This window comes from Amycolatopsis roodepoortensis (assembly GCF_014873915.1).
Classification (GTDB): Bacteria; Actinomycetota; Actinomycetes; order Mycobacteriales; family Pseudonocardiaceae; genus Amycolatopsis; species Amycolatopsis roodepoortensis.
The window spans coordinates 912,574-933,555 of record NZ_JADBEJ010000005.1; the positions used below are offsets into that span (position 1 = coordinate 912,574).

15 protein-coding genes are annotated in these 20,982 nt (G+C 65.2%); 6 read left to right on the forward strand and 9 right to left on the reverse strand.

What is annotated here, in order from left to right; translation table 11 throughout:
- The first annotated feature begins 82 nt into the window (after positions 1-82).
- Positions 83-1,147, forward strand: a complete 1,065-nt coding sequence (locus tag H4W30_RS23575; RefSeq protein ID WP_192744855.1) for an FUSC family protein — start codon at positions 83-85, stop codon at positions 1,145-1,147.
- Here the strand turns inward: H4W30_RS23575 and H4W30_RS23580 are convergent.
- The 5 genes from H4W30_RS23580 to H4W30_RS23600 all read right to left on the reverse strand — a co-directional run bounded on the left by H4W30_RS23580 (position 1,109) and on the right by H4W30_RS23600 (position 6,589).
- The gene (locus H4W30_RS23580; RefSeq protein ID WP_192744856.1) at positions 1,109-2,335 is read right to left on the reverse strand and encodes a PucR family transcriptional regulator; all 1,227 of its coding nucleotides are present in this window, start codon (positions 2,333-2,335) and stop codon (positions 1,109-1,111) included. The genes H4W30_RS23575 and H4W30_RS23580 overlap by 39 nt on opposite strands.
- 107 nt (positions 2,336-2,442) lie before the next feature.
- Positions 2,443-2,682, reverse strand: a complete 240-nt coding sequence (locus tag H4W30_RS23585) for a hypothetical protein (protein WP_192744857.1) — start codon at positions 2,680-2,682, stop codon at positions 2,443-2,445.
- Positions 2,683-3,289: 607 nt separating this feature from the next.
- Positions 3,290-3,643: a hypothetical protein gene (locus H4W30_RS23590; protein ID WP_192744858.1), complete on the reverse strand. Its 354-nt coding sequence runs from the start codon at positions 3,641-3,643 to the stop codon at positions 3,290-3,292.
- A gap of 823 nt (positions 3,644-4,466) precedes the next feature.
- A complete protein-coding gene (locus H4W30_RS23595; RefSeq protein WP_192744859.1) occupies positions 4,467-5,999 on the reverse strand; it encodes a hypothetical protein in 1,533 nt (510 codons plus the stop codon).
- Between the two features lie 2 nt (positions 6,000-6,001).
- Positions 6,002-6,589, reverse strand: a complete 588-nt coding sequence (locus H4W30_RS23600) for a hypothetical protein (protein WP_192744860.1) — start codon at positions 6,587-6,589, stop codon at positions 6,002-6,004.
- Between the two features lie 798 nt (positions 6,590-7,387).
- On the opposite strand from H4W30_RS23600, the gene H4W30_RS23605 reads away from it, so the two are divergent.
- The 4 genes from H4W30_RS23605 (at position 7,388) to H4W30_RS23620 (ending at position 9,753) form a co-directional block, all read left to right on the forward strand.
- Positions 7,388-7,696, forward strand: a complete 309-nt coding sequence (locus H4W30_RS23605) for a hypothetical protein (protein ID WP_192744861.1) — start codon at positions 7,388-7,390, stop codon at positions 7,694-7,696.
- Positions 7,697-7,771: 75 nt separating this feature from the next.
- On the forward strand, positions 7,772-8,422 hold the full coding sequence (locus H4W30_RS23610) for a hypothetical protein (protein WP_192744862.1): 651 nt from the start codon (positions 7,772-7,774) through the stop codon (positions 8,420-8,422).
- Positions 8,423-8,448: 26 nt separating this feature from the next.
- A complete protein-coding gene (locus tag H4W30_RS44280; protein ID WP_192744863.1) occupies positions 8,449-8,766 on the forward strand; it encodes a hypothetical protein in 318 nt (105 codons plus the stop codon).
- A gap of 183 nt (positions 8,767-8,949) precedes the next feature.
- The gene (locus H4W30_RS23620; protein WP_192744864.1) at positions 8,950-9,753 is read left to right on the forward strand and encodes a hypothetical protein; all 804 of its coding nucleotides are present in this window, start codon (positions 8,950-8,952) and stop codon (positions 9,751-9,753) included.
- A gap of 25 nt (positions 9,754-9,778) precedes the next feature.
- Here H4W30_RS23620 and H4W30_RS23625 read toward each other — a convergent pair whose 3' ends face one another.
- The gene (locus H4W30_RS23625; RefSeq protein ID WP_192744865.1) at positions 9,779-10,915 is read right to left on the reverse strand and encodes a pentapeptide repeat-containing protein; all 1,137 of its coding nucleotides are present in this window, start codon (positions 10,913-10,915) and stop codon (positions 9,779-9,781) included.
- 1,373 nt (positions 10,916-12,288) lie between these two features.
- Here H4W30_RS23625 and H4W30_RS23630 point away from each other — a divergent pair.
- The gene (locus tag H4W30_RS23630) at positions 12,289-12,714 is read left to right on the forward strand and encodes a DUF6210 family protein (protein ID WP_192744866.1); all 426 of its coding nucleotides are present in this window, start codon (positions 12,289-12,291) and stop codon (positions 12,712-12,714) included.
- 146 nt (positions 12,715-12,860) lie between these two features.
- Here H4W30_RS23630 and H4W30_RS23635 read toward each other — a convergent pair whose 3' ends face one another.
- The 3 genes from H4W30_RS23635 to H4W30_RS23645 all read right to left on the reverse strand — a co-directional run bounded on the left by H4W30_RS23635 (position 12,861) and on the right by H4W30_RS23645 (position 20,926).
- Positions 12,861-13,460 carry a DUF3558 domain-containing protein gene (locus H4W30_RS23635; RefSeq protein WP_318780656.1) on the reverse strand — a complete coding sequence of 200 codons (600 nt, stop codon included), beginning with the start codon at positions 13,458-13,460 and terminating at the stop codon, positions 12,861-12,863.
- A 627-nt stretch (positions 13,461-14,087) separates the two neighbouring features.
- Positions 14,088-14,555, reverse strand: coding sequence for a hypothetical protein (locus tag H4W30_RS23640; protein ID WP_192744867.1), 468 nt, complete (start codon positions 14,553-14,555; stop codon positions 14,088-14,090).
- A complete protein-coding gene (locus H4W30_RS23645) occupies positions 14,552-20,926 on the reverse strand; it encodes a PA14 domain-containing protein (RefSeq protein WP_225949840.1) in 6,375 nt (2,124 codons plus the stop codon). Before H4W30_RS23645 ends, H4W30_RS23640 begins: the two co-directional genes overlap by 4 nt.
- Positions 20,927-20,982: the final 56 nt, after the last annotated feature.

A 20,982-nucleotide genomic window follows, 5' to 3' on the forward strand; every position in this document is an offset into this window, starting at 1 on the left:
GAGGAACGACGGCTCCGCTGACAGTCCTTCCCGGCATTACGGAAGGAGAAGCACGATATCGTCTCAGTCGGTTCTCGCACGCATGTCGGCGCGCCTGGGTCCCGAACCCGACGACTGGTCGCACGCGTGCCGGGTCGCGATCGGCTTGCTCATCCCCGGACTGGCCCTGGTGGTCCTCGGATATCCGGAGCTGATCATCTATGCCGTGTTCGGCTCCTTCACCGGGATGTACGGCCGGACCGGCACTCGCCGTTCCCGCCTGCGTCACCAGGCGCAAGCCGGAGCGGTCCTGTCGACCGCGGTGGGGATCGGGTCGTTCCTGTCCGGGAACCAGGCACAGCCATGGATCCTGGTCTCCACCGTGACCGCTTTCGCCTTCGCCGGTGCCCTCGTGACGACCCGCCTCGGCCTCACCCCGCGCGGTCCCTTCTTCGGCATCTTCGCGCTCGGCGCCACGGCCACGGTTCCGGCGCGGGTCCCACCCTTGGCCGCGCTGTCGATCTGCGCGGGCACCGTGGTGTTCTCCGTCCTCATCGGACTCACCGTGGCCGGAAGTGCCCAGGGACCGATCGCCGCGCGCTGCCTCCGCGGCTGGTGCGGCCGGGGACGGCAACTGTCGTGCTCGTTCGTCCACGCCGTCCGGTACGCCCTCGCCGTCCTGACCGCAGGCGCCGCCGGCCTGCTGCTGGGTGTCGACCATGCCAACTGGGCCATGGCTTCCGCCGCGGTGCCGCTGGCGGTGGCGGACACCCGCAGCCTTCTTCACCCCGGCATCGGCAGCGTCGTCCACCGAAGCCTCCATCGCGTCGGAGGGACACTGGCCGGACTGGTCGTCACCGCCGGGCTGCTCCAACTGCATCTCGGCACCACGTCACTCGCCGTCGTCGTGATGGTGCTGCTGTTCCCGACCGAGCTGTTCATGGCGCGGCACTACGGCCTGGCGTTGGGGTTCTTCACCCCGCTGATCATGGTGATGACCGAATTGGCCTCCCCCGCCGAGCCGGCGACGCTGCTCACCGCACGGCTCGTGGACACCTTGATCGGCGTCACCGCCGGGATCGCGGCCTCGGTCGTCGTCCGCGGGCCATGCCGATCGGGCGACGACGAGCTAAGGCTCACCGGTTTCCGCCGACGCCCCGTCGGCTGAGCCACCACGGGCGGGATCGAGGCTCAGAGCCTGCACCGCGGTCACCAGTTCCGCCACGTCACGAGGGTCGGTCAGCGACTTGCCGGTCAGCTCCCGGATCCGGCGCAACCGATACCGGACGGTGTTGGCGTGACAGTGCAGGACACGCCCGGCCCCGTCCGTCGAGCCGCCCTGATCGAAGTAGGCACGCAACGTCTCGAGCAGGACGTCTCGCTCCTCCGATGGCAGGTCGAGCACGGCGCCGAAGACCTCGGCGGCCAGGCGGCGTCCCTCGTCGGGGTCGTAAGCGACGAACGCGGCGAGAGGACTGGAGCCAAAGGCTCGCACAGCGGGCTGTCCAGGCGGCAGACCGGCGAGCGCGGTCCGGGCGAGATGCAGCGCCCGCGGGGTTTCGGTCAACGACCGGTACAGCGGACTCACCCCGGTGCGAGCCACCGCGACGTCCTTCACGATCGACATCATCGTGTCGCGTTGCTCATCACGGAGCGAGATCACTCCTGCCTGCATCGTGGGAGTGAGCTGCCAGGCCGAGACCATCCCGGCCTCGGCGAGCCGCTGCTCGACACCGAGCAGGCTCTCCTCGGCCAGGCCCCGGGTCTCCGCGGCCACCACGGCCAGCTGCCCGTCCACAGCCAGGCCGAGTAACCGCCCGGCCTCCCACGCGCCGGCGTCGAACACCCGCTGACCGGTGAACAGCGCCGCGGCCAAAGCAGACCGACGCCGATGCTGCGCGATCAGCAACTCCGCGCTGGCCGCCCGATACGCCTCGGTCAGCCGCACGGCGTGCTCGTCTGCGACCCGCCACAAGAGGCTCGCCACGTCGACGAGACCGTCGGCCGCGTCCGGCCGGGTCATGTCCCTGACATGCTCGACCAGCAGGTCCCAGAGCATCGCGCAGCCGATCCGGTACACCTGCAGCACCTCCGGCAACGGCGCCCCCTGGCGCGCGCGACGGCGGCCCGTCTCGCCCGGCGCCGCCTCCTCGATCGACCTGGCGGAGTCGCCCAGCGCGCCGACCATGAACCGCAGGTTCACCGCGATCGACCGATGCAGGTCGGCACGCGGCACGATTTTCTCGTCCCCATACAGGTCGATGCGCTCGCACACCGCGGCGAACACCTCGTCGATCAGCCGGGACAACCGGCTCTCGGCCCAGGCGACGAGTTCAGCGAACGCCGGGTCACTCATCGAAGCTTCCCGTCACCATCGCCAACCCCTCATCACCGAGCCTGTCATCACCGCGAGGGCAACCGTATTGCGCAATCCGAACGCGCGCCTCCCGACATTCTGCCAACTCACCCACGTCGAGACGGAAGGCGGAGCCCGAGTTCGAGACCCGCGAGATGGTCCGTCACCCCGGTCGCCAGACGTACGGCAGCGTAGTTGAGCGAGAACCCGGCGCGCAGCCGCTCGAAGCGAGCAACCGCGTACGACCTCGGCGACAGGAACCAGCGCCGCGCCAAGGCATCGTCAGCGAACGAATCCAGCCCCAGCAAGGGTGGGTCCGTCGGCCGTCGAACGAGATAGCGCGTCATGCCGACCTCCTCACTCACATTTGGCCACACACGGTTCTCGAAGGTCAAGACCGATCTTGGTCAGGCCGCGAAATGCCTCCCTGTTTGTGGCACAGCAACAAACTTTCTGTTCCCCGCAACATCAGAGAACAGCGTTCGATCTCGGAACCTCAGAAAATACACCTCCCGATCGATTAGCACATGCCCCCGAACCGAGGCATACGCTAGAAGAATTCCGGTCCGGGGGTTCTCAATCTGACCGACAGTTCTGGCGTGCTGCCGCTGCATTCCTGGCGGACTTGGTGCCCTTGTGGCAGGAATCCGGTGTAGTCGGAACAAGCACGTGACCCGGCTCGCCGAATGCGCAACCACGTAGTCCCGTAGATGCCCAGCGCAGCAACGGCTGCAGCCCCTCCGACGAAATCACCCCAAAGTGCTCAGTCAACGCCCCACCGTTGTTCCGTTCATGCCATGCCGCCAGTCCTGGCTCGTACTCCCAAGTCAGCGCCCTACGGCTCCGACCGCGTGAACCTGACGACGATCGGTTCACGCGCCAGGCTCAGCCCAATCGCCGTATTGACCACTACGACGATGACCTACCCAACCTCACACCAAGTTCCCTCGTGGACTAGAACATCGCGCTCTCCGTGCCCGCGAGCCCGAGGGAACGAAAGGAGGCATCCAACGCGCGGGACACATCGTCCTGAGCGCCGGCCTCGCTGATGGTTGCGTAGAGGAACGCACCTGGTTTTCGTTCGGGGTCGGCGGGCATCACCATCAATACCCCAGGGTTATTCCCGGCACTGAAGGATAACCCTGCTTTCTCTACGCCAGCGAGAAACTCTTCGGTTGACAGTGCACCCCAGTTTGAAGAGGCGCTAACTTGCCGAATGAGCTGCGACGATTTGCCGAGAATCCCATCGGCCGCGAGCTTGTGGAGATGTGTGCCGGTCGTGGCCCTAGCGTTCACCTCCGTGTACACGACCGCGCCTTGCGCGGTAACCACCGCGTCGACGCGTGGCGGGCGGGACAAGAAGTACTGGAGCTTGCGCGGGTCATTGAGGTACGCCGGGAGTGGGTCCTCCTCGCGCGAGCGGGGCTGATCCGCACTTGGACGGGCACTGGCGGTGCACGTGCCAGTTCTCCCCGCGCGAGCGGGGCTGGTCCCACCTTCACGTCCCTCTACCGCCGCTACACGACGTTCTCCCCGCGCATGCGGGGTTGACCCCTTCGATGCGCTGGGAACAGTGGTCGTGTCCGAAATGTTCCCACGCGAGCGGGGCTGATCCGGTCTTCGACGTCGCCGCCAGCATGGTCAAGCTGCTCTCCCCGCGCGAGCGAGGCTGGTTCACTCATTCCGCTAACCTCGGCCAAGTACAAGCAGTTCCCCCTGCGCGAACGGGCTGGTCCGTCGACGAGGTTAACGTCGCCTGCGGTGCCGACGTTCTCCCCGCGCGAGCGGGCTGGTCCCTCCGGACTCTTCACCCGCCACCTGACGGCCTTCTCTCCGCGCGAGCGGGACTGATCCGGCCCGGCGCGTCCGGTACGGGCGCGTCACCGAGTTCTCCCCGCGCGAGCAGGGCTGTTCCCCGGTCTGACGCTGCGCGAGGCCTGGCGCTGGCTGTCCTCCCCACGCAAACAGGGTTGGTCTCCCCGCCGGGTGGGCGGTGGTCGACGAGTTCTGCTCCTCGCCCGTCAGGTGGCAGTTTCAAGCCCCTTTGTGACGCTGCGGCGCGACAAGTGCCTGGTGAGCTGGCGGCACCATACCGCCAACTCACCACCGGCTCACCATCCATCGAGATGGCTTAGTCCTCGTCATCCTCGCTCGCGTCCGGCCCTTCCAGCTCGAGAGCCTCAGCCGCTGGGCGGTCCTCTATTAACAGCCGCGGTGTGATGAACTTATCTTGCTGACGTTGCAACGCCGAGCGGCCCAGAATCTGGGTGCGCTCATCGGTTGACAGGGGATACCGCCAGCCCAGGACATCGAACGCCGCTGAAGCCAGGTCACCCAGAAGCACCTTTCTGCCCTCGACCGTCATCGTTTTGAAGTCGAGTTCAAGATCCGACGACTCGTCATCGGACGGACGCAGCGCTACGGACCGGACGCGAAAATCGTCCTCGATGGTCGAGCTGATCGTGTCGACATCCGCAAACACGTTCGAACCATCTTCAGCTGATACCCGCACGCGTCGTGTGATGCCCTGCATGTCCACCGAGGACACCGGGGAGGTGGACAGGTGCGGCCATATGTCTTCCCATCGCACCAGCGGGGAATCGTCGCGACTTCCACCTTTGCGTTTGTCGGTTGTGAAGTGCACACGCCACGCGCCGGCTGTCGCAGCCAGCAACTTCGCGTGCACCGTCCACGACGGATCCGGGCGTTCCTCTTCCACAGCCTCGGGGGAGAACGACATGATCGCCCGGGTGGCCCGCCATGTTCCCAGGTTCGCCACAACCAAGTGGTTGAGGTCCTCCAGCGGGATGGTCTCCGCGAGCTGTTCCAGTTGCTTGAGCGAGATCATGCCGCCCACGTATTGCCAGAACGCGTCACTGTCGAGGGCGTTGGCGCGTTCCAACATGTAGGGCAGCAAGATCCGCAGTTCATCCAGCTCGAGCTTGCCACCTATCACGCGCAGGCGTTCGTCAGCATCGTCGGGCTGCTCGAATAGCGAGGTGTTGCCTGTCCGGGCCGCGCGAACGATGTCCACCGCCCGCTGCAACCGCGTCGCGGCCTCGGGCCGGAAGATTTGCGTGATCGTCTCTTCAAACGTGGTCAGGTACGAGATGTCTTCGTCGACATCTCCTGCGGTCGGGGTGTGCTGCAAGCGCTGCGCGGTACCACTGATCAACAAGCCTCGACCACCGCGAACCACGTTGCGGCGAAACAGGTTCAGCAACGGTTCAGACACCGAGCCGGTGTCTCTGGTCTGCTCCGCGGAGGTGAACCCGTCGATCGCTGGTGCGTTAGTCACCAACGCTCCCGATTCATCCTCGAGGTCTCCGCGAAGATCCTCGGCGACGGCATCATCGTCGTGCCGGGAGTCCAACGAGAAGAACACCGGGGCGGACCCGCCCAGCAGGTCCACATCGCGGCCTGCCTGCGTTGAGCGCAGGTTGTAACGCAAGTACACCTCGCGCTCTTGCTTCCCGCCCGGCCATGACAACACCAAATCGGGGGCGTAACTGTGGTTGAAGTAGTCGGTGTCGACGATGGCAACGCCGGGGTCCAGGCGCTCGATCTCACTGATCACCGCGCCTTTGATGCCCTCGATCACGTCCGTCTGATCGCTGGAGTTCAACGCCGCAGCCACGGCGTCCTGCAACGTGTTGCCTGGCATGGCTACGCGCCCTCCCTCTTCAAGTGCATCATCGCTACCTTCAGTTCCTCTGGGCTCAAGACCAGGTCTTGCTGGCGGTCCGAGAGCACCAGCAGCCACAGCCGCTTCGACACAAGCCGGCACAGGTCGTCATCGATGTCGAACCCGTCATCGGTGGCGGGCAGTTTCAGCCGCTCTCCGTGCTCGGCTACGGCGTCGCGCACATAGTCGTGGCGGGTCAGCTTCGACCAGTGGGTGAGGTTGAACGGATGCCAGGTGACCCACATGAACTCCGCTTCGTCGTCCATCTCGTCCTGGCACGCGCGCGCGGTGACGCTGTAGATGTCAGCCAGGTACTCGATGTACATACTCGCCTGGCTGCCCACCACTGAGTACTTCTTCGCCTCGACGAACAACGGATGCCGACGCTGCCCCAGAAAGTGACCACGAAGGTCATAGACCTTCCTGCTGCCGTCAAGCCGCTGGCGGGTACACATCTTCTCGTGGTCATACGCCGTCCACGACAGTCGAAGATAGGTCGTGCTCTCCAAGTACTGCTTCGCGCGGAACACGCCCTCCCGACCAGTCTCTTGCGACTTTTCAGCAGGCATAACCGCGAAGCCTAGTAGCCGATCTTCATCACGTCAGCCACTCAACCCGAACCGAGATCGCCAGGTCATAACCCCACTATCCGCTACCGCCAAGCGGGTGAACCCCAAGCGCGCAGCAAAGGAAGGTGCCCCCTGGCACCGCTGCATTTGCTGTGAGCAACCGCCCTGCAGCCCGGCAGGATGACATCTCGAACGCACGATCAATCGTGGAAGGCCTCGGGGGAGTATGCATCTACACGACGTGGCTCAGCGCGGCATCGGTGGTGATCGCTCTCGGATCGCTGCTTTACAGCCGACGCAACACCCGCACCGGGAAGCAATCACTCGACGTCGCCAGCATCCTGGGGCAAGTCAACTACGAAAACGCCCGCGCCAACTACACCCCGGCAGCCACATTGACTCTGACCGAGGTTGAATTCCGCCCGCCTACGGCACTCAAAGGTGGTCTACTGCAGAGCGAAGCCGAGCTCTGGGCCACCACCTACAACCTGAGAGCGCCGAAATCGTCGCCCGCGGTCGCTTGGTCAACAACACCGACAACGAACTGCTGCTCACGCTGCGCGATCACCCCCGCTCACGCCGCACCACGTGGTACAGCTACCGCAACCAGTCGCTGTTCCTGCTCGACGGCGTCGAGATCCAACTCAGCTATGCCATACTGTCCGCGGGCGGCGAAGTCACTTCGAATGGATCGACCGCCGCAGCTCGGCCGAATGGATCACCATCTACAACCTCGGCACCCGATATCGGTCCTGGACCAGCAGCCCTGTGCCGCCGAGACCAGCGTGGCGACGCTACGTGCGAGCACTCATCACCCTCGATATCGAGGCGTTCACCAGTCGCGCCATCGCTCGTTCCGGGTTCCACATTGTCTGCGATTCTCGCGCGGACGAACGAGTAGCGACCATCTGGCACGCGGAGGTCGTCGCCACACCCGTCACACTCGCAGGACGCAACTTCGACACCAACGAGCTCGAGTACGAAACCAACCCTCGTACGGTTGCCGGCCCCATCGACGATGACACCATCCGCTACCGCGTCACCTACGACTCGACACTCGCCCTGCTGAAAACTCCGAAGAGGCGATACCTGCACGGACGTTTCTAACCGACGCCCTTCATCGCCACAAACACCCCATGACCTGCAGGTCGTGTACCGGCACCGTTCGGGCAAGATGCTCCGATGGAGTGGCCACCCGTCATCACCGCAGCAGCAACCCTCACAGGCGTCTACCTCGGTTACCGAGGGGCACTGCGCGTACAGCAACGCACCATCCTGCTCGAGCGGAAACGGCACATCGCCACGGTGGCTGGCGAAGCCCTCGCGGCTGTCGGCGAGCTGCAAGCAACACTCACGACCTATCGGTTGCAGTGGGGCCGCCGCACGAAGGCGTTGCCGACCATTGCAGTTGCGGCAACCGAACTTATCGTCGTCGGCCGAGACTGGATGAAGGCTACCCCCACCGCTCTCCGTGCAGTCGACAGTTATCACCGCGACCGCGAGCATGCTGCACAAACCGCGCTCGCCGCGCCAACCAGTCGCCTGCTGAGCGCGTTAATAGCGGTCTCGCTGCTCGGGGATCGTCCCTTGCAGCGTGCCGCCGATCAGCTTCGTGAGGGCGTTGCCGACCTGCTCGCGTCTGCCAGGAACACCAAGGAATGGAAGCATCACATCACTACCTTTGTGAGTCGCATCCACGATTTCCGCAGCACGGTCGACGACACACTCGAGCAGCTCCACCGGCCAGGCTGGTTACGACGCCAGTGGCAGACGCTACTTCGCCGTGCAGAGGAGGCGCGTCAAGCCCCGCACCGCCTCGAAAGGCGTCGTTAGCCAGCCACAGATCCAGCATCACGTAGATGCGTGTCAACGATGCGCAGCTACGAACCGTCGATCAGCTCCCACACGGCTCGTGGGTCCTGTGGTGGCCTATCTACGCGCCGAACCAAACCGAACTTCTGCAACGCCTTCAGCCGCGTCATCGTTGCGGGGCGACTCAAACCCAACGCATCCACGACATCACCGGTCAAAGCGGTATTCGCCACTCTCACTCAGCCCCCGACGCACGCAAGGAAGCACGCCGCGACACCCGCCATGAGCTACTCGACGGGCGACACCTCGTGCTCTTGCTGAACCAGCACTGCGGCACCAACTGGCCGCTGGGCACGAGTGTCTAACCACCTTTCATATACCCAAGCAACGCCTCGACCAGCACATAGCCGTAGAGTGCGGGTACCGTCCCGGCGCATCGACCTCCGGCGCAGCTTCGAGCCCGTCCAGACAGGAACCGGCGCAGAGACCCATGCGCCAACTAAGCCGGATCGACCACGTGCGCATGTGGCTTCGGGCATCATGTCCCTGTGGGCATCAGCGACAAGACCAGGAAGATCCTCTGGGGTCGTTCCGGCAACCGATGTGCCGACTGTCGACGAGAACTCATCACCCGCCGCACTCCGGACGGTGACGAAGAAGCCATCGTCGGAGACGAGGCGCACATCGCGGCACAGTCACCAGGTGGCCCACGGTACGGCGAGGGTCCCCCCTCCGGCCTCCACCACTACGACAACCTGATCTTGCTGTGCCGGGTCGACCACAAAAAGATCGACGACCAACCCCACCACTACACCGTTGACCGTCTCACTAAACTCAAGGCCGAACATGAGGCGTGGGTGAACCATGCGCTCAACGAGCGGGCAACGTTTCCTGGCGGCGCACTCGTCGAAACAAGCCGTCGACACGTGCCCGTCCTCTCCGCGTACCGCAGCTTCCGCCTCGCTCTGGACAGCTGGGAGGCACGTATCGACGCTGTCATTCACGCGAACGTCATCATGCCTGACCCCACCGAGCTAGAGCAGCTTCATGCTCAATGTACTCAGGCGTGGAGAAACAGCTACGTGGCCTGCGGACACCTCGCGGCCGCCACCACAGAGAAGTGTGCGGACGCCGCCGAACAAGTACTCGATCGTTGGAAGAGCCTGGCCGATGATGCCGTAGACAAGCTACTCCCCAGCACCCATCCTGGTGCCGACCCGCATGACGACATCTTTGACGCCGAGGACGAGCTGCTCAAGCTCATCGGCGCCGATCTGGGCATGACATCGTCTGCTGTGTGGGGCAGCGCGCGGTTAACAGGAAAACTCGGCGGCACGGGAAAACGCTATTGACGTGACCCGAGTTCCAACCACGGCGTCACGCCGGTACCGGCCGCTCCGCGACGAAGCCGGGCATCCGCACGGCAGCGAGCGCGCCTTTGCTCGTCAAATCGATCTCGGGTGGGGTATCCCATGAGGTTGGATCCGCGAAATTGAGAACGCCACCACTGTAGCTAGCACGGTGAATTCCGACGTATCCGCCGGCGAACTCGGCTTGGCCGAACTCGACGCTGCTGCCGCTGGAGAACTGGCAGTCGCCGAGGGCGAGGCTTCCTGCACGGAACTTGGCCTCCCGGAAGCTCATATGGGCACCGTCGAATTTCGTGCAACTGAAGGTGACGCGCGCGCCTATGAACGTCGCGTTGTGGAAGTCTATTCGTCCACTGGAAAGGATCATATCGTCCAGGTTGAGAGCGCCTGCTGACAGGCGTGTGTAACTGAAGTCGAGACCACCGTCGTGCACTTCTGTCTCAAAGAAGTGCACGACCGACCCGGCGAACTTCACGCAGCCGAAGTTGACAGTTCCTCCCGACACGCTTGCGTTGCTGAAGTCAATGACTCCGCCAGAAAATATTGCGCCGTCGAAGTCGACCTTGCCTCGCGGAAACACTGCTTCCTGAAAGGTGATGTTCCCGCCGGTAACTCTGATCTCGTGGAAGTCCGCACCGTCGATGAGCGCGCCGGTGAAGTCGAAATCATGCCCTTGCCAGGACGTGGGCGCGTCTTCGCGGAGATGGTCCGCGATCACACGGAAAATGGTGTGGCGAACCTGACGTTCGCCACGCCACTGCGCAAGGTCGACCGGATCGACTGGCGGCTCCGAGGAGCAGTGCATCCGCAGGTGGCCGCAGAGCACGTTGATACACGTCTGGCGGCGCTCGATTGATTCGTCAGCTAGGTCAGCCATCGCATATACGCCCGCCAATCGCACGGTGGCCGTGGCGTTGCCGAGTTGTTCCGCGGCTTTCATGAACCGCTCGGTGAACAGTTTGATCTCTTCCCGCCTGCTTGCGGCCACCTCCCGCCGCTCCGCGGCTTCTCCCAAGCGCTGCTTGCGGTAGGCGACCACCAGGACAATGACACCGCCAACACCACCGGTCAGCGTCAACGCGATCTTAATCAGATCCAGCGCCGGCTGCCGCTGACCCCCAGCCGAACCAGCGAGCCCGGACACGCTCAGAAGCCACCACAACAAGACGGCTATACCAACAAAGACTAGTGTGCCCAGAGTAAGCCAACACGTGATGTGCAGCCCCAGGGAAGCCTTCAACAGAGACGACCGCGGCCCTGCTTGATCGTCAGGCGAACCCACGCGAGCACGCTGAGGCATATCGAGATCTTCCTGTTGCGGGAGTATGCGGCAGTCGATCATTCCACTGCCCAGGCACACCGGATCATAGACGGGGCTCCTGTGCAGCATGCTGCTTGTCATCAGTCCGTCGAGCATGCCGCAGTCAACGTGGCCAGTTCGCGTTCCAACCGTGCCATACGACGTGCGACGGTGTCGGTCTTCTTCTGCGCCCGGTCACGCTCGGCCTGTCCTATCTCCTGTGACAGGCGTGTGAACGAAAACCAGCAGTATGGTCTTAAAAGGTCCAGGTCCGTTAGTGCCGTCCCCGCACGAGCGGGGCTGGTCCAGGGTGTCCTGCAGTCGTTCGGCGACGTGGCAGCAGTGCACGATCGAGGTGCCCGGCACGGGGTCGAGCTCGAACACCAGCCGATCCGGCGGGCAGCACCCCCCGGTCGCCGTCGATGGTCCATTGTGGAACGTGGAGCTCGAGCGTGGTCAGGTTCGCCGCCCACACCACGACGGCGAGCTCATCCAGCAATAGAGCACAGTATTCGACCGGCATCACCAGGTGCAGCACCGGCCCGATCCCCTCGGCGCGCTGCATGCCACGGCAGAACGGGGCCGAGCGGCCGTACTTCGGGTACATCGGCGCCGGCGGCCTCAACCCCTACCGCGGCCTGCCCGGCAACCACCCCGGCCCGGCGGGATGGACTTCTTCTAGGCAGCCAACGGCCAGTACCACGCGGTCTACCACTGGTGGAACGGCAGCAGCCGGTGCCCATCGTCGCGGTGGTCCTGCGCAACGACGGCGGCTTCTACCTCAGTTAGGAGCCCATTCCTGCTTGTAAGGACCCCGCCGCGGCGCGCGGCGGGGTCGCTGGAGTGTCACAGTCCTGAAAGTCGCGCTCGATGACATCACCTGCCTTTCGCTCAGCCGTGCCGGACTCACGAACCGGTACCTTGCGAGCACACCTGACTCGTCCAGCAGGCTTGATAGAGATAAGAAGGCTATAGACCTATCGAGCCTGGCTTAGTCACCGGATTCGGTCTCGCGGCCGGTGCCCGACTCACCGATCGGACACTCGGGTCCAAGGCCTGAAGTGATGCCAAGGCAGGCACGTGACTAGACCAGTGATCCACCCAGACGAAACGGAATGCCGCAGACCGCACGAAGGCGCGAGCTACACGAAAGAAGGGGACGTTGATGCTGATCGTAGTCATTGGACGCGGGGATAGCGGTTCGGAAGACTGCCGTCATGAGCTCCCGGCGATTCGTGGTCCTCGATCCTGACGGGACGGCCCCCGGGTGGCTGTATGTGATCGTGGAGGCTCAGACGGGGGTCTTCTACCAGCAGCAGTACGGGGGAACGGCCTGTCGGCAGGGGCAGCTCGAAGGTTTCCTCGTCCCCGTGGCCGGCGCCGATGCCTTGGACGCGCTTCGTGACCTGTTCGAGAAGGACTTCCGTGGCGCAGGCACCTGGAACTACTCGTGGCCGGACGATGAGCGGGACCGGCTGGGCCGGATCGTCGTCGGCATCTCGTACTGGGCATGCAACGGGCAGACCGAGGAGCCGCACGATCTTCGGCTCGACGACAGCCGAATGCGTGAGGTAGACGAGGCATGGGTACCAGTACTCACTCCGGACGGCCCTGGGGTGCTGGTCTGGTTCAACTCCGACTGAGAGCCGACACATCCGCTCTTCGGCAGAAGCGGATGTTCGGTGACCGCCGCGGCGGTACCTCGTCCTCCATAACTCGTGCGTCCGGTCGGAAGGCCGCACGTGTCTGACGGTGCGGGTGAATGCTTCTCTGAATTAGTCCACCGTGCTTAGCTGCGGAGGTTGTCGATGACGAACTCGGCGATCTTCTTGACCGCGCCGCAGGGATCGGCTTGCCATGGGCCGGCTTCCGGCTTGCTCCATGTGTTGGCTTTGATGTGTACCAGCGTGTTCTGGTCGACACCTAGAGCGAGTCTGCATGCCAGCGGCCCCTGGTCCCGCTTGCTCGGGATGTTCTCTTTGGTTTCCACGATCACGGCGGGGTAGCCGTTGATCGTGACCTCTTCCCAGTGGTTGCCGGTATCGCGGCCTAGCGCACGATCGCTGTACAACGTGCGGATGCTCTCCCGCACCGGCGGAAACCACGATGTCGTCACGTCGACCGACGGACCGAGCACGATCAGGCATTGGCCTTCCCGGGTCTGCTCATGCCTGCCCTCACCGAAGCCGATGCTCTGCAGCTGCTCCACCGTGATCGCCGAGCACGGATCGGCGATGAACTTGGCGCCGTTCAACGGCGCCGGGATCGACGGGACCGACACCGACGGTTCTGGGGGCGAAGGTGGCGGGCTCGTGCCGCAGCCGGCCAGCACCACCACCATGCCGCCGGCCATCAGTGTGGCGAGCCCACGGGCCAGACGTCGTGTCACGAAGGATCGGCTCCCGGTTTGATCCGCCAGCGACGGGGTTCCCCGACCACCTCGACACTCGTGCCGACATAGGTGAGCATCGGCATGCCCGTCATCAGAACCACGCAGTAGCTCTCCGAACTGCTGGGCAACGCGGTCGTGGAGAAACCGAGGAACCGGGCCTCCCCGACGATTCCGGTGAGGCGTTGAAGGTCAGCTTCAACCGGCTGCGCACGACGATCGCGTGCGACAGACGAGGCAGCGCGGCGGTCACCTCCCCTCGGCCGCGCGCAGCAACAGATCCCTGTGCTGTTCACCAACTACCCCCGCGACGATCCGACCACAGTGGACTGGGCACAAGAGATCGCCGCCTCGGCTATCGCCGGCGCCGTAGTAGCCTCGCTGGCCGCGCATCGGCGTCGGCTCGCCACCCACGGCGAGCGGATCAGCGAGCCAAGCAGCTCGACGGCGCGGCGCCTAGGCCCAGCGAAAGAGGCTGGACACGGTGCCGCGACCACGAGCACCGTCCGAGACCGGCCGCGCCTGACGTTCATCATTTCTGGACTGCCTTCATTACGGCAACTGTGTGATCACCGCTCGGGCGGCTTTGTGCCTCGTCGCCTGCGGAGGTCGGCCGGTCCGGATCGGTCACTGCACTGTGAGCTGCCAGTCGAGGACGATGGCGATCTCATGGATTGCCGGGATGACGGTGAAGTCGAGCAGGCTCGCTGCCGCCCCGATATGCAGAAACGCGCCGTCACTGCCGGGAAACCAGATCATCTCGGTCGAGACCCCTGCGTCGAATTTGATGGCCACGTCCCCGAGCCACCACGAATCGCCATCGACCGCCCTTAAGAACGACGCCATCCCGTCAGCTTCGCCGTCCGCATCGAGCTTCCCCAGGCTCCTGGCCACCCGCGATCGGCCTTCGCCGGTCGCGGTGGCCACGAACCTCAGCAGCCTTCGCTTCTCCTCGGTACCAGCAGCTTCCGGCCACTGCACCGTCAGCGACTCGAAAGTCGGAGGCACACCGACCCGGGCGACGAAATCTGGTGCCATGTCAGCGAACTCGCCGGGCTCGTCGCGGAAGACGATCACCTCAACCGGGTCACTCAAATTTTCCTCCAGACCCGGAACACACGCCTGGCCGTCCGCTTCTTACCCGTGTGGATGTGCCATCGTCCCACATGCGGCTTTGTGCGCTTGGAATACCGCCTGTTCACGGCGTGAGGAGCGTGCAGAGCGATCCGGTGTCTCTTGTACCCGATGCCTTGCCCCCCGATCTTGACCTTGCGGAGGATCTTGTTCGCTCGGCTTGCCGCGCTCGCTGACCGAGTCGTCGCGGTGAACCACCGGCCTGCCTTCGAAGCCACCCGGCCGACGGCCTTCACTGCTCCGACGGCGGCGCCGATCCACTTGGACGCGCCACCGGTGAGGGCGCCGAACGCGTACTGGGCGGCTGCTCCCCAGTTGCCCTGGATCGCGTTGCCCACTGCGGCGACACCGCTCGCGATCGAGCCGATCGGCCCCGGCACCCACGAGACCACCTGGGCTACCCGCGTCACCGCCCCGACGAGCGAACTGAACCAGCCGTGACCGTCGAGGTCGAGGCTGTTGATGGGATCACCGGCGACGTAATCGTAGTCGTTCGCGGATCCGCCCTCTTCGGGATCCACCGAAAGGAACCGTCCGAGCAGCGGGCTGTATGGCCGCGCGCCCATCTGAACCAGCGCGATCCCGCCCGCATGTTCGTAGGCCCGCTGGTGTTCGCCCAGCCAGCCGTAGTCCATCGAACCGGGCGAGTTGTCGGGCACGGCCTGAGGGTCGACGGCTCCCGTACTGCTCAACGGCTGGCCATACGGATCGAAGGCGCGCAGCGTGCCGACCTGGTGGCCGGCCACGTCGGTCGTCAGCACCAGATCGCCACGCACCGACGGATGGTCGTACGCCGGGGTGAACGCGCCGTCGCTGCCGACCTTCGTGGTGTAAAGGACTCCACCGGGCAGAGACAACGACAGCGAGGTCAGCCGGCCAGCGGCGTCCAGGGTGAGGTCCGGAGCGTCCCCGTCGCCGGTGAATCCGTAGCGGATCACGGCGTTGTTGTCGCAGTTCCGCGGGTCTCGCCGGACGATGCGATCGGTGGCGTCCCGGGTGTAGGCGACCTCTGCGTTGGCCGCGGCGACCGGACCGCTGGTCTTTACCCCGGTATTGCGGTCGGATCCGTCCCAGGTGAGCGTGGTGACGGTGCCGTCGGCGGCCGTCCACCCGGTCGTGTTGCCCGCCCGGTCGTAGGTGAAGCCGGACAGGCCGGTGCCGCCCTGTGTCGCGAGCAGACGGTCGGCGACGTCGTAGCAGTACCGGGTTTCGGCAGTTCCTGCCGCGGACTCGTCGACCAAACGCACGCGGTTCGTGTTGACGCCCGCGTTGGCCTGCGTTCCCGCCGGGCAGGTCGTGGACGCCGGGGAGGTGTAGTCGTAGGTGTAGTGGTGTCCGGTCACGAACGCTTCGGTAAGGCGGCCCGCACCGTCGTAGACGTAGTTCGGCGCGTTCGGGCGGGCGTCGACGCCTGCCAGGGACTCGTCGACGATCGTCCCCGCCGCCGTGCGACCGACCTGGGACGTCACGTCCTTGTTGTCGCTGGTCTTCCAACCCAGTGAAAGCGTGCGGGCAGCGGCGTCCTTGGTCACCCCGGCGAGCGAGGTTCCGTTGGCGTACGCGACGGTGGCGAGTTCTCCGGCGGAGTCGTAGGTCACCGTGGCCAGCACGACGGCGTCGAGCTTCTGCGACAGCGCCCGCCCGGCGTCGTCATACGTGAAGGTGAGCACCCGCGGAGCGTCTACGGCGTCGGGAGGGGTGACAGTGCTCGACACGGTCCGGCCGACCTGGTCGTACGCGGTGCTGGTCCGGACACCGTTGACGTCGGTGTACGCGACGACCCGGCCCAACAGGTCGGCAGTGGTGGTGATCGTGCCGTTCTCATCGGAAACTGCGCTGGTGAGCGGATCGCCGCCGACGGAGTACTGGTGCTTCACCGTTCGCGCCGGCGAGCTTGCCGATGCCGGGACGCGTTCCTCCAGCGGCCTGTCCCTGTCGTCGTAGGTGGTACATGTCCACTCACCACCATTGGACTCGGCTACGGCTCGGCCGGAGGCGTCGTACACCCGCTCGTCCACTCTGGCAGGCCCGGTCGCCGGCGCCGCCGAAGTGATCACCTTGGCCAGGCCGCCCTGGTTGACCGGAGCGCTGCCTGCCACGCACGGGTTCGCGCGGGTCTCGGTGTCCCCGTAGTAGGCGTAGACGGTCTTCGCGCCCGTAGCCATCGTTTTGCTCGTCTTACGCAGGTAGCCGCTACCGGGCGTTTCATAGCCGACCGAGCCCGTGATCTTCAACCCTCCCGGATTGCCTTGCCCAGAGGTGGCGAGACCGTAGACCGGATCGAGCCCGTTCTCGTCGAACCGGGTGACACCAGACTTGTCGGGAACACCGTCGGACTCCGTCGCGGTCGTCGACGTCGTCAGCCCGTACCGCGGCTTGAGCTGAGCGCCGGGCACCGGCTCCTGCGTCCCGGCCGGTGTGGTCCAGTGCAGTTCGAGCTGGGCGGTGAGATCGAATTCGTAGTAGTCGATCCGGATTCGCCGGGCGGCGCCGGGTGTGGAGTTGCGGACGACTCCCGAGCGCCACGCGGGCGTGGTGTTGCGCCAGTCGTCGATCACGATCTGGTCGTCGACCCACACCCGGACACCGTCGTCGGCGAGGACGCGGAAGGTGTAATCACCCGCGGCGGGGAAGACGATGTCCCCGGTCGCGCGCAGCGAGAAATGGTCAGCGGGGATCCCGGTGGTCGGCGCGTCACTGTTCCAGTTCTTGACGAACTGGCCGGCGGGACCACCGATACCGGTCGCGTACGCCTTGGGCGCTCCGGAGAGGCTGTCGTTGTCGTAGTACGCGACCGCAAGGCCGTTGATGCCTTCGTCGTATCCGGTGTGGCCGTGGGACATCGCGCAGCTGCCGTTCGGCACCTGGCCGATGAAGCACGACCCTGGCGCTGGGCCGTAGGCATCCGTCGGGCGGTCGGCGTAGTCGTAGACCGTCGTACTGCGGCGCCCTGCCGGGTCGGTTGTGGACAACGGCAGGTCCTTCGGGCTCCACTCCTGGGTGGACGTCTTCCCAGTCGCGTCTGTCGTCGACAGCGTCCGATCGGCTTCGTCGTAGGTCACCTTGCTCGAGAACCCGGTCGCCGGCGTGAGACCGGCCGTGTCGGTGTACGTCGTGCGGTTCGCCGGGTCGTACCGGTAGCCGGTCGAAGGCCGCGGTTGTCCCGGAGCGGGCGCAGGCTCGGTCACGGAAGCGACCTGCGTCTTCCCGTTCTGGACCGCGTAGGCGATGGCCGTGTACGTCTCCGTGGTGTTGCGGTGGGCCGCGTCCACAGCCACCCAATCGACCGCGAGCGGACTTCGGACACCCGTCACGAGACCGTTCGCGTCGTATAGGTAGTCGTTGTTCTCCGCGCCGGGGTCTTCGATCCGGGCCAGCCGTCCCTGTGCGTACCAAAGACGCGTTTCGGTCCCGTCCCAGTAGCTGATGCGGCACAACATCTGTGACGGCGGCAGCGCGTCGGTGCCCGCGGGCGCGGCGACTGAGCCGTAACAATCGTCGCCGGGCCGGTTGTAGTGCAACGTATGTACCCGCCCGGAGACCGGGTCCTTGATCTGCGTCAACCGCGACGGCGTGCCGCTGTAGATGTTCAGCAACGCGGCGGGCTTGCGCGAATCGGCCGCGGTTCCTTGTGTGTCGAGCTTGCCGTCGGCGCGGAACGTGAACACGTCGCCGCCTTCGTGAAGCGTGACCCGGCCTGAGGTGTCCAGGGCAAGGACACCGTCTTCGTTCTGGGGCGGGGTGTAGCCACCGGTGCTCTTCTTGGTCCAGGTGTGCTTGGCGCCCGTGGCGTCGGTCAGGACGATGTTCTGGTCGGTGACCTTGGCTTCGGTGTAGCTCGAGCCGTCTCCGTCCAAGTCCGCCGAAAGCGTCCAGCCCTGCGGCAGGACCGGCAGGTCGGAGGTGTAGAGCCAGTCGGCGGGCACGATCTGCGGAGCGACGGTGGTGTTGTCGGTGGTCCGCACGAACAACCGCATCTTCGCCGCGCCAGTGGCCTCGGCGTTCTCGACCTTGATGGGAACGCGCTGGCCCGCTGTCAGAACGACGTTGGTCGCCTGCGTCCAGTTGAGATCGCTGGGCGTGCCGACGTCGTAGACCTTGGCGCCGTTGATCCACACCACGGCACCGTCATCGTGCACGCCGGCGAACTGGTAGGTCCCTGCCACTGGCGCTTGGAAGAAACCCTCCCAGCGAGCGACGAACCAGTCCCCCGGCAACGCCGGGGCGAACGGCGAATCCACGCCCCAATCGACGTTGACCTGCGGCTCGGTCCGCACCAGCACAGGCTGCTGGGCGTCGCTGATCAGGCCGTTGTGCGACAGGTCTACGAAGTAGGAGGCCTTGAGGCCCTTGTTCTCCCGCTGCTGGGAGTTGTAACCGAAGGTCAGGCCGGCGTTCCCACCGACGGTTTCGAATGTCGGTGTCTGCTGCGACAACGAGGCGTTGCCGTTGGCCAGGTTGACCGTGACAGGGCCGGCGTCATCCGCCGGAGAGGGACCGTGGTCGCCGATCCGCTGGTCGATCTTGAAATGACCGACCCACGTCGGCGTGATCGTCGTGGTACCGCTGTAGGTCATCGCCTGCCAGGTGTAGGCGACACCGTCCTGCAGAATCCCCGCGGGGACCGTCCAGGTCGGAGTCGTCAGGCAGCCGGACTCGACCACGACACCGGACTTGGCGTCGGCACCGGTCGCGATGCGGAAGCAGTACTTGACCGGCTCACCGTCGGGATCGGTGACCGGCTTGACCGACAAAGTCGGGCTGAGCGAGGTCGACACGGTACCGTCGGCCGGTCCCACCAGGCTCGTTGCCGGTGCAGGGGAGCCGGTGTCGACGATGAGGGTGGCGTTGAGGTTCTTGTAGGTCCAGGTGCCGGGGTTCTCGGCGCCGATCATCATGAAGAAGACCGAGCCGTCACGCGCGTTCACTCGGTCGCGGATGAATCCGGTCAGGCCTTCGCCGACGAAGCTGCCGACGTCACCGACCAGGGCGCTGGTCATGTAGCCGCCGACACCGTTGAAGTTGAACGCCGAGGCGTGGTGAAGGTTCGCGTTCCAGGTCTTGAGCGACCCAACGACGCTGGTGTTGCGGGTCAGGTCCATGCGGGCGCCGACGACGGTCTTGCCGAACAGCGGCGTGTAGTCGACGTTGAAGACACTGCGGTTGTAGGTGTCGCCCTTGGCCTGGCTGTTGCCGATCCGCAGGCCACAGGCGTCGCAGTTCGTGCCGTCAGAACGGTACGAATGGGACTCCTTGACCCCATAGGTGAAGGTCGGGTCCACATAGACGGGATAGACGCGCTTCGGGTCGCGGAGCCAGTTCGCGTCGACGGCGACGGTCAGCCACCAGTCCGCACCGGCCTGCTCGAGAGAGTAGGTTCCGCCGGTCATCGCGGGCGCGGTCTCACCGTTGCCCGCGGAGTCCCAGGTCTCGATCGGCGGCATCACGATCTTCGCCGCCCCGGCCTGATCGGCGAGGACGACGGTGCCGTTCTCCAGCTTCGGGGTCAGGCCACCGGTGTTGAGCTTGAACTTCCACGACGAACGGCCATCAGCGGGCAGGCGCTTGAGCTTGATGGTCTCCTTCACCGCGCCCGGCGTGACCTCGTACTCCAGATCCGTTCCGGCCGCGACCTCCGCATACGTGACGGAATCACCCTTCACCGCGGCGGTCGAGCCCGCGGCCTTGTCCATCGCGAGGCTCGCGGTGTGCCCACCGGACTCCACCTGCAGCACCGCGGTGTCGTCGGCCTTCGTCGCCAAAGACGGGCTCAGCGGGTGCTGATCCGCGTCTGCGCGCTTGGTAGCGGGGTCGGTCGACAGAGTGGTTTGGACCGGCTGCCAGTTCCCGGCCGCGTCCTGCACGTTCAGCGGTTGGTTCGACTGCCGCACCGACCGGGTGCCGTCCGGATTCTCGTACTCGGTGACGAACATCGACCGCGACACCGGCTTCGAGCGCTGCGGATCGAAATGACTACCCGCACCACCGTCAAGCCGCGTGCTGGATCCGAAATCCGCCGTGGACGGTGCCTGCGGCGTGGCCGTGGCGGCGGGTTCGGACGGCAGGACACCGACCTCACGCGGATCGATCCGCTCAGCGGCGGCCGCGGCCTTCGGCGGAGCCGAGACCGCCTCGGTGCTCCCGATCACCAGGACGGCGATCAGTACGAAGACCAAAGCTCTGATCCACTGGGTTCTTTCGACCTCACGGCGCAACAGGAACACGAACGCCCCCTCCATCGCGACGGCGAACGCCGTCGACGCAGTCTCGCCTCGGCCTGTCGGGGACCGGGGCGTGATCGAGGGGATGACCCGCCCGACCGAGCCGTTCATCGTCGCGACCACACGTAGTCGTTACATCACTTCTTGAGGTGAACCTCACTCTTGCC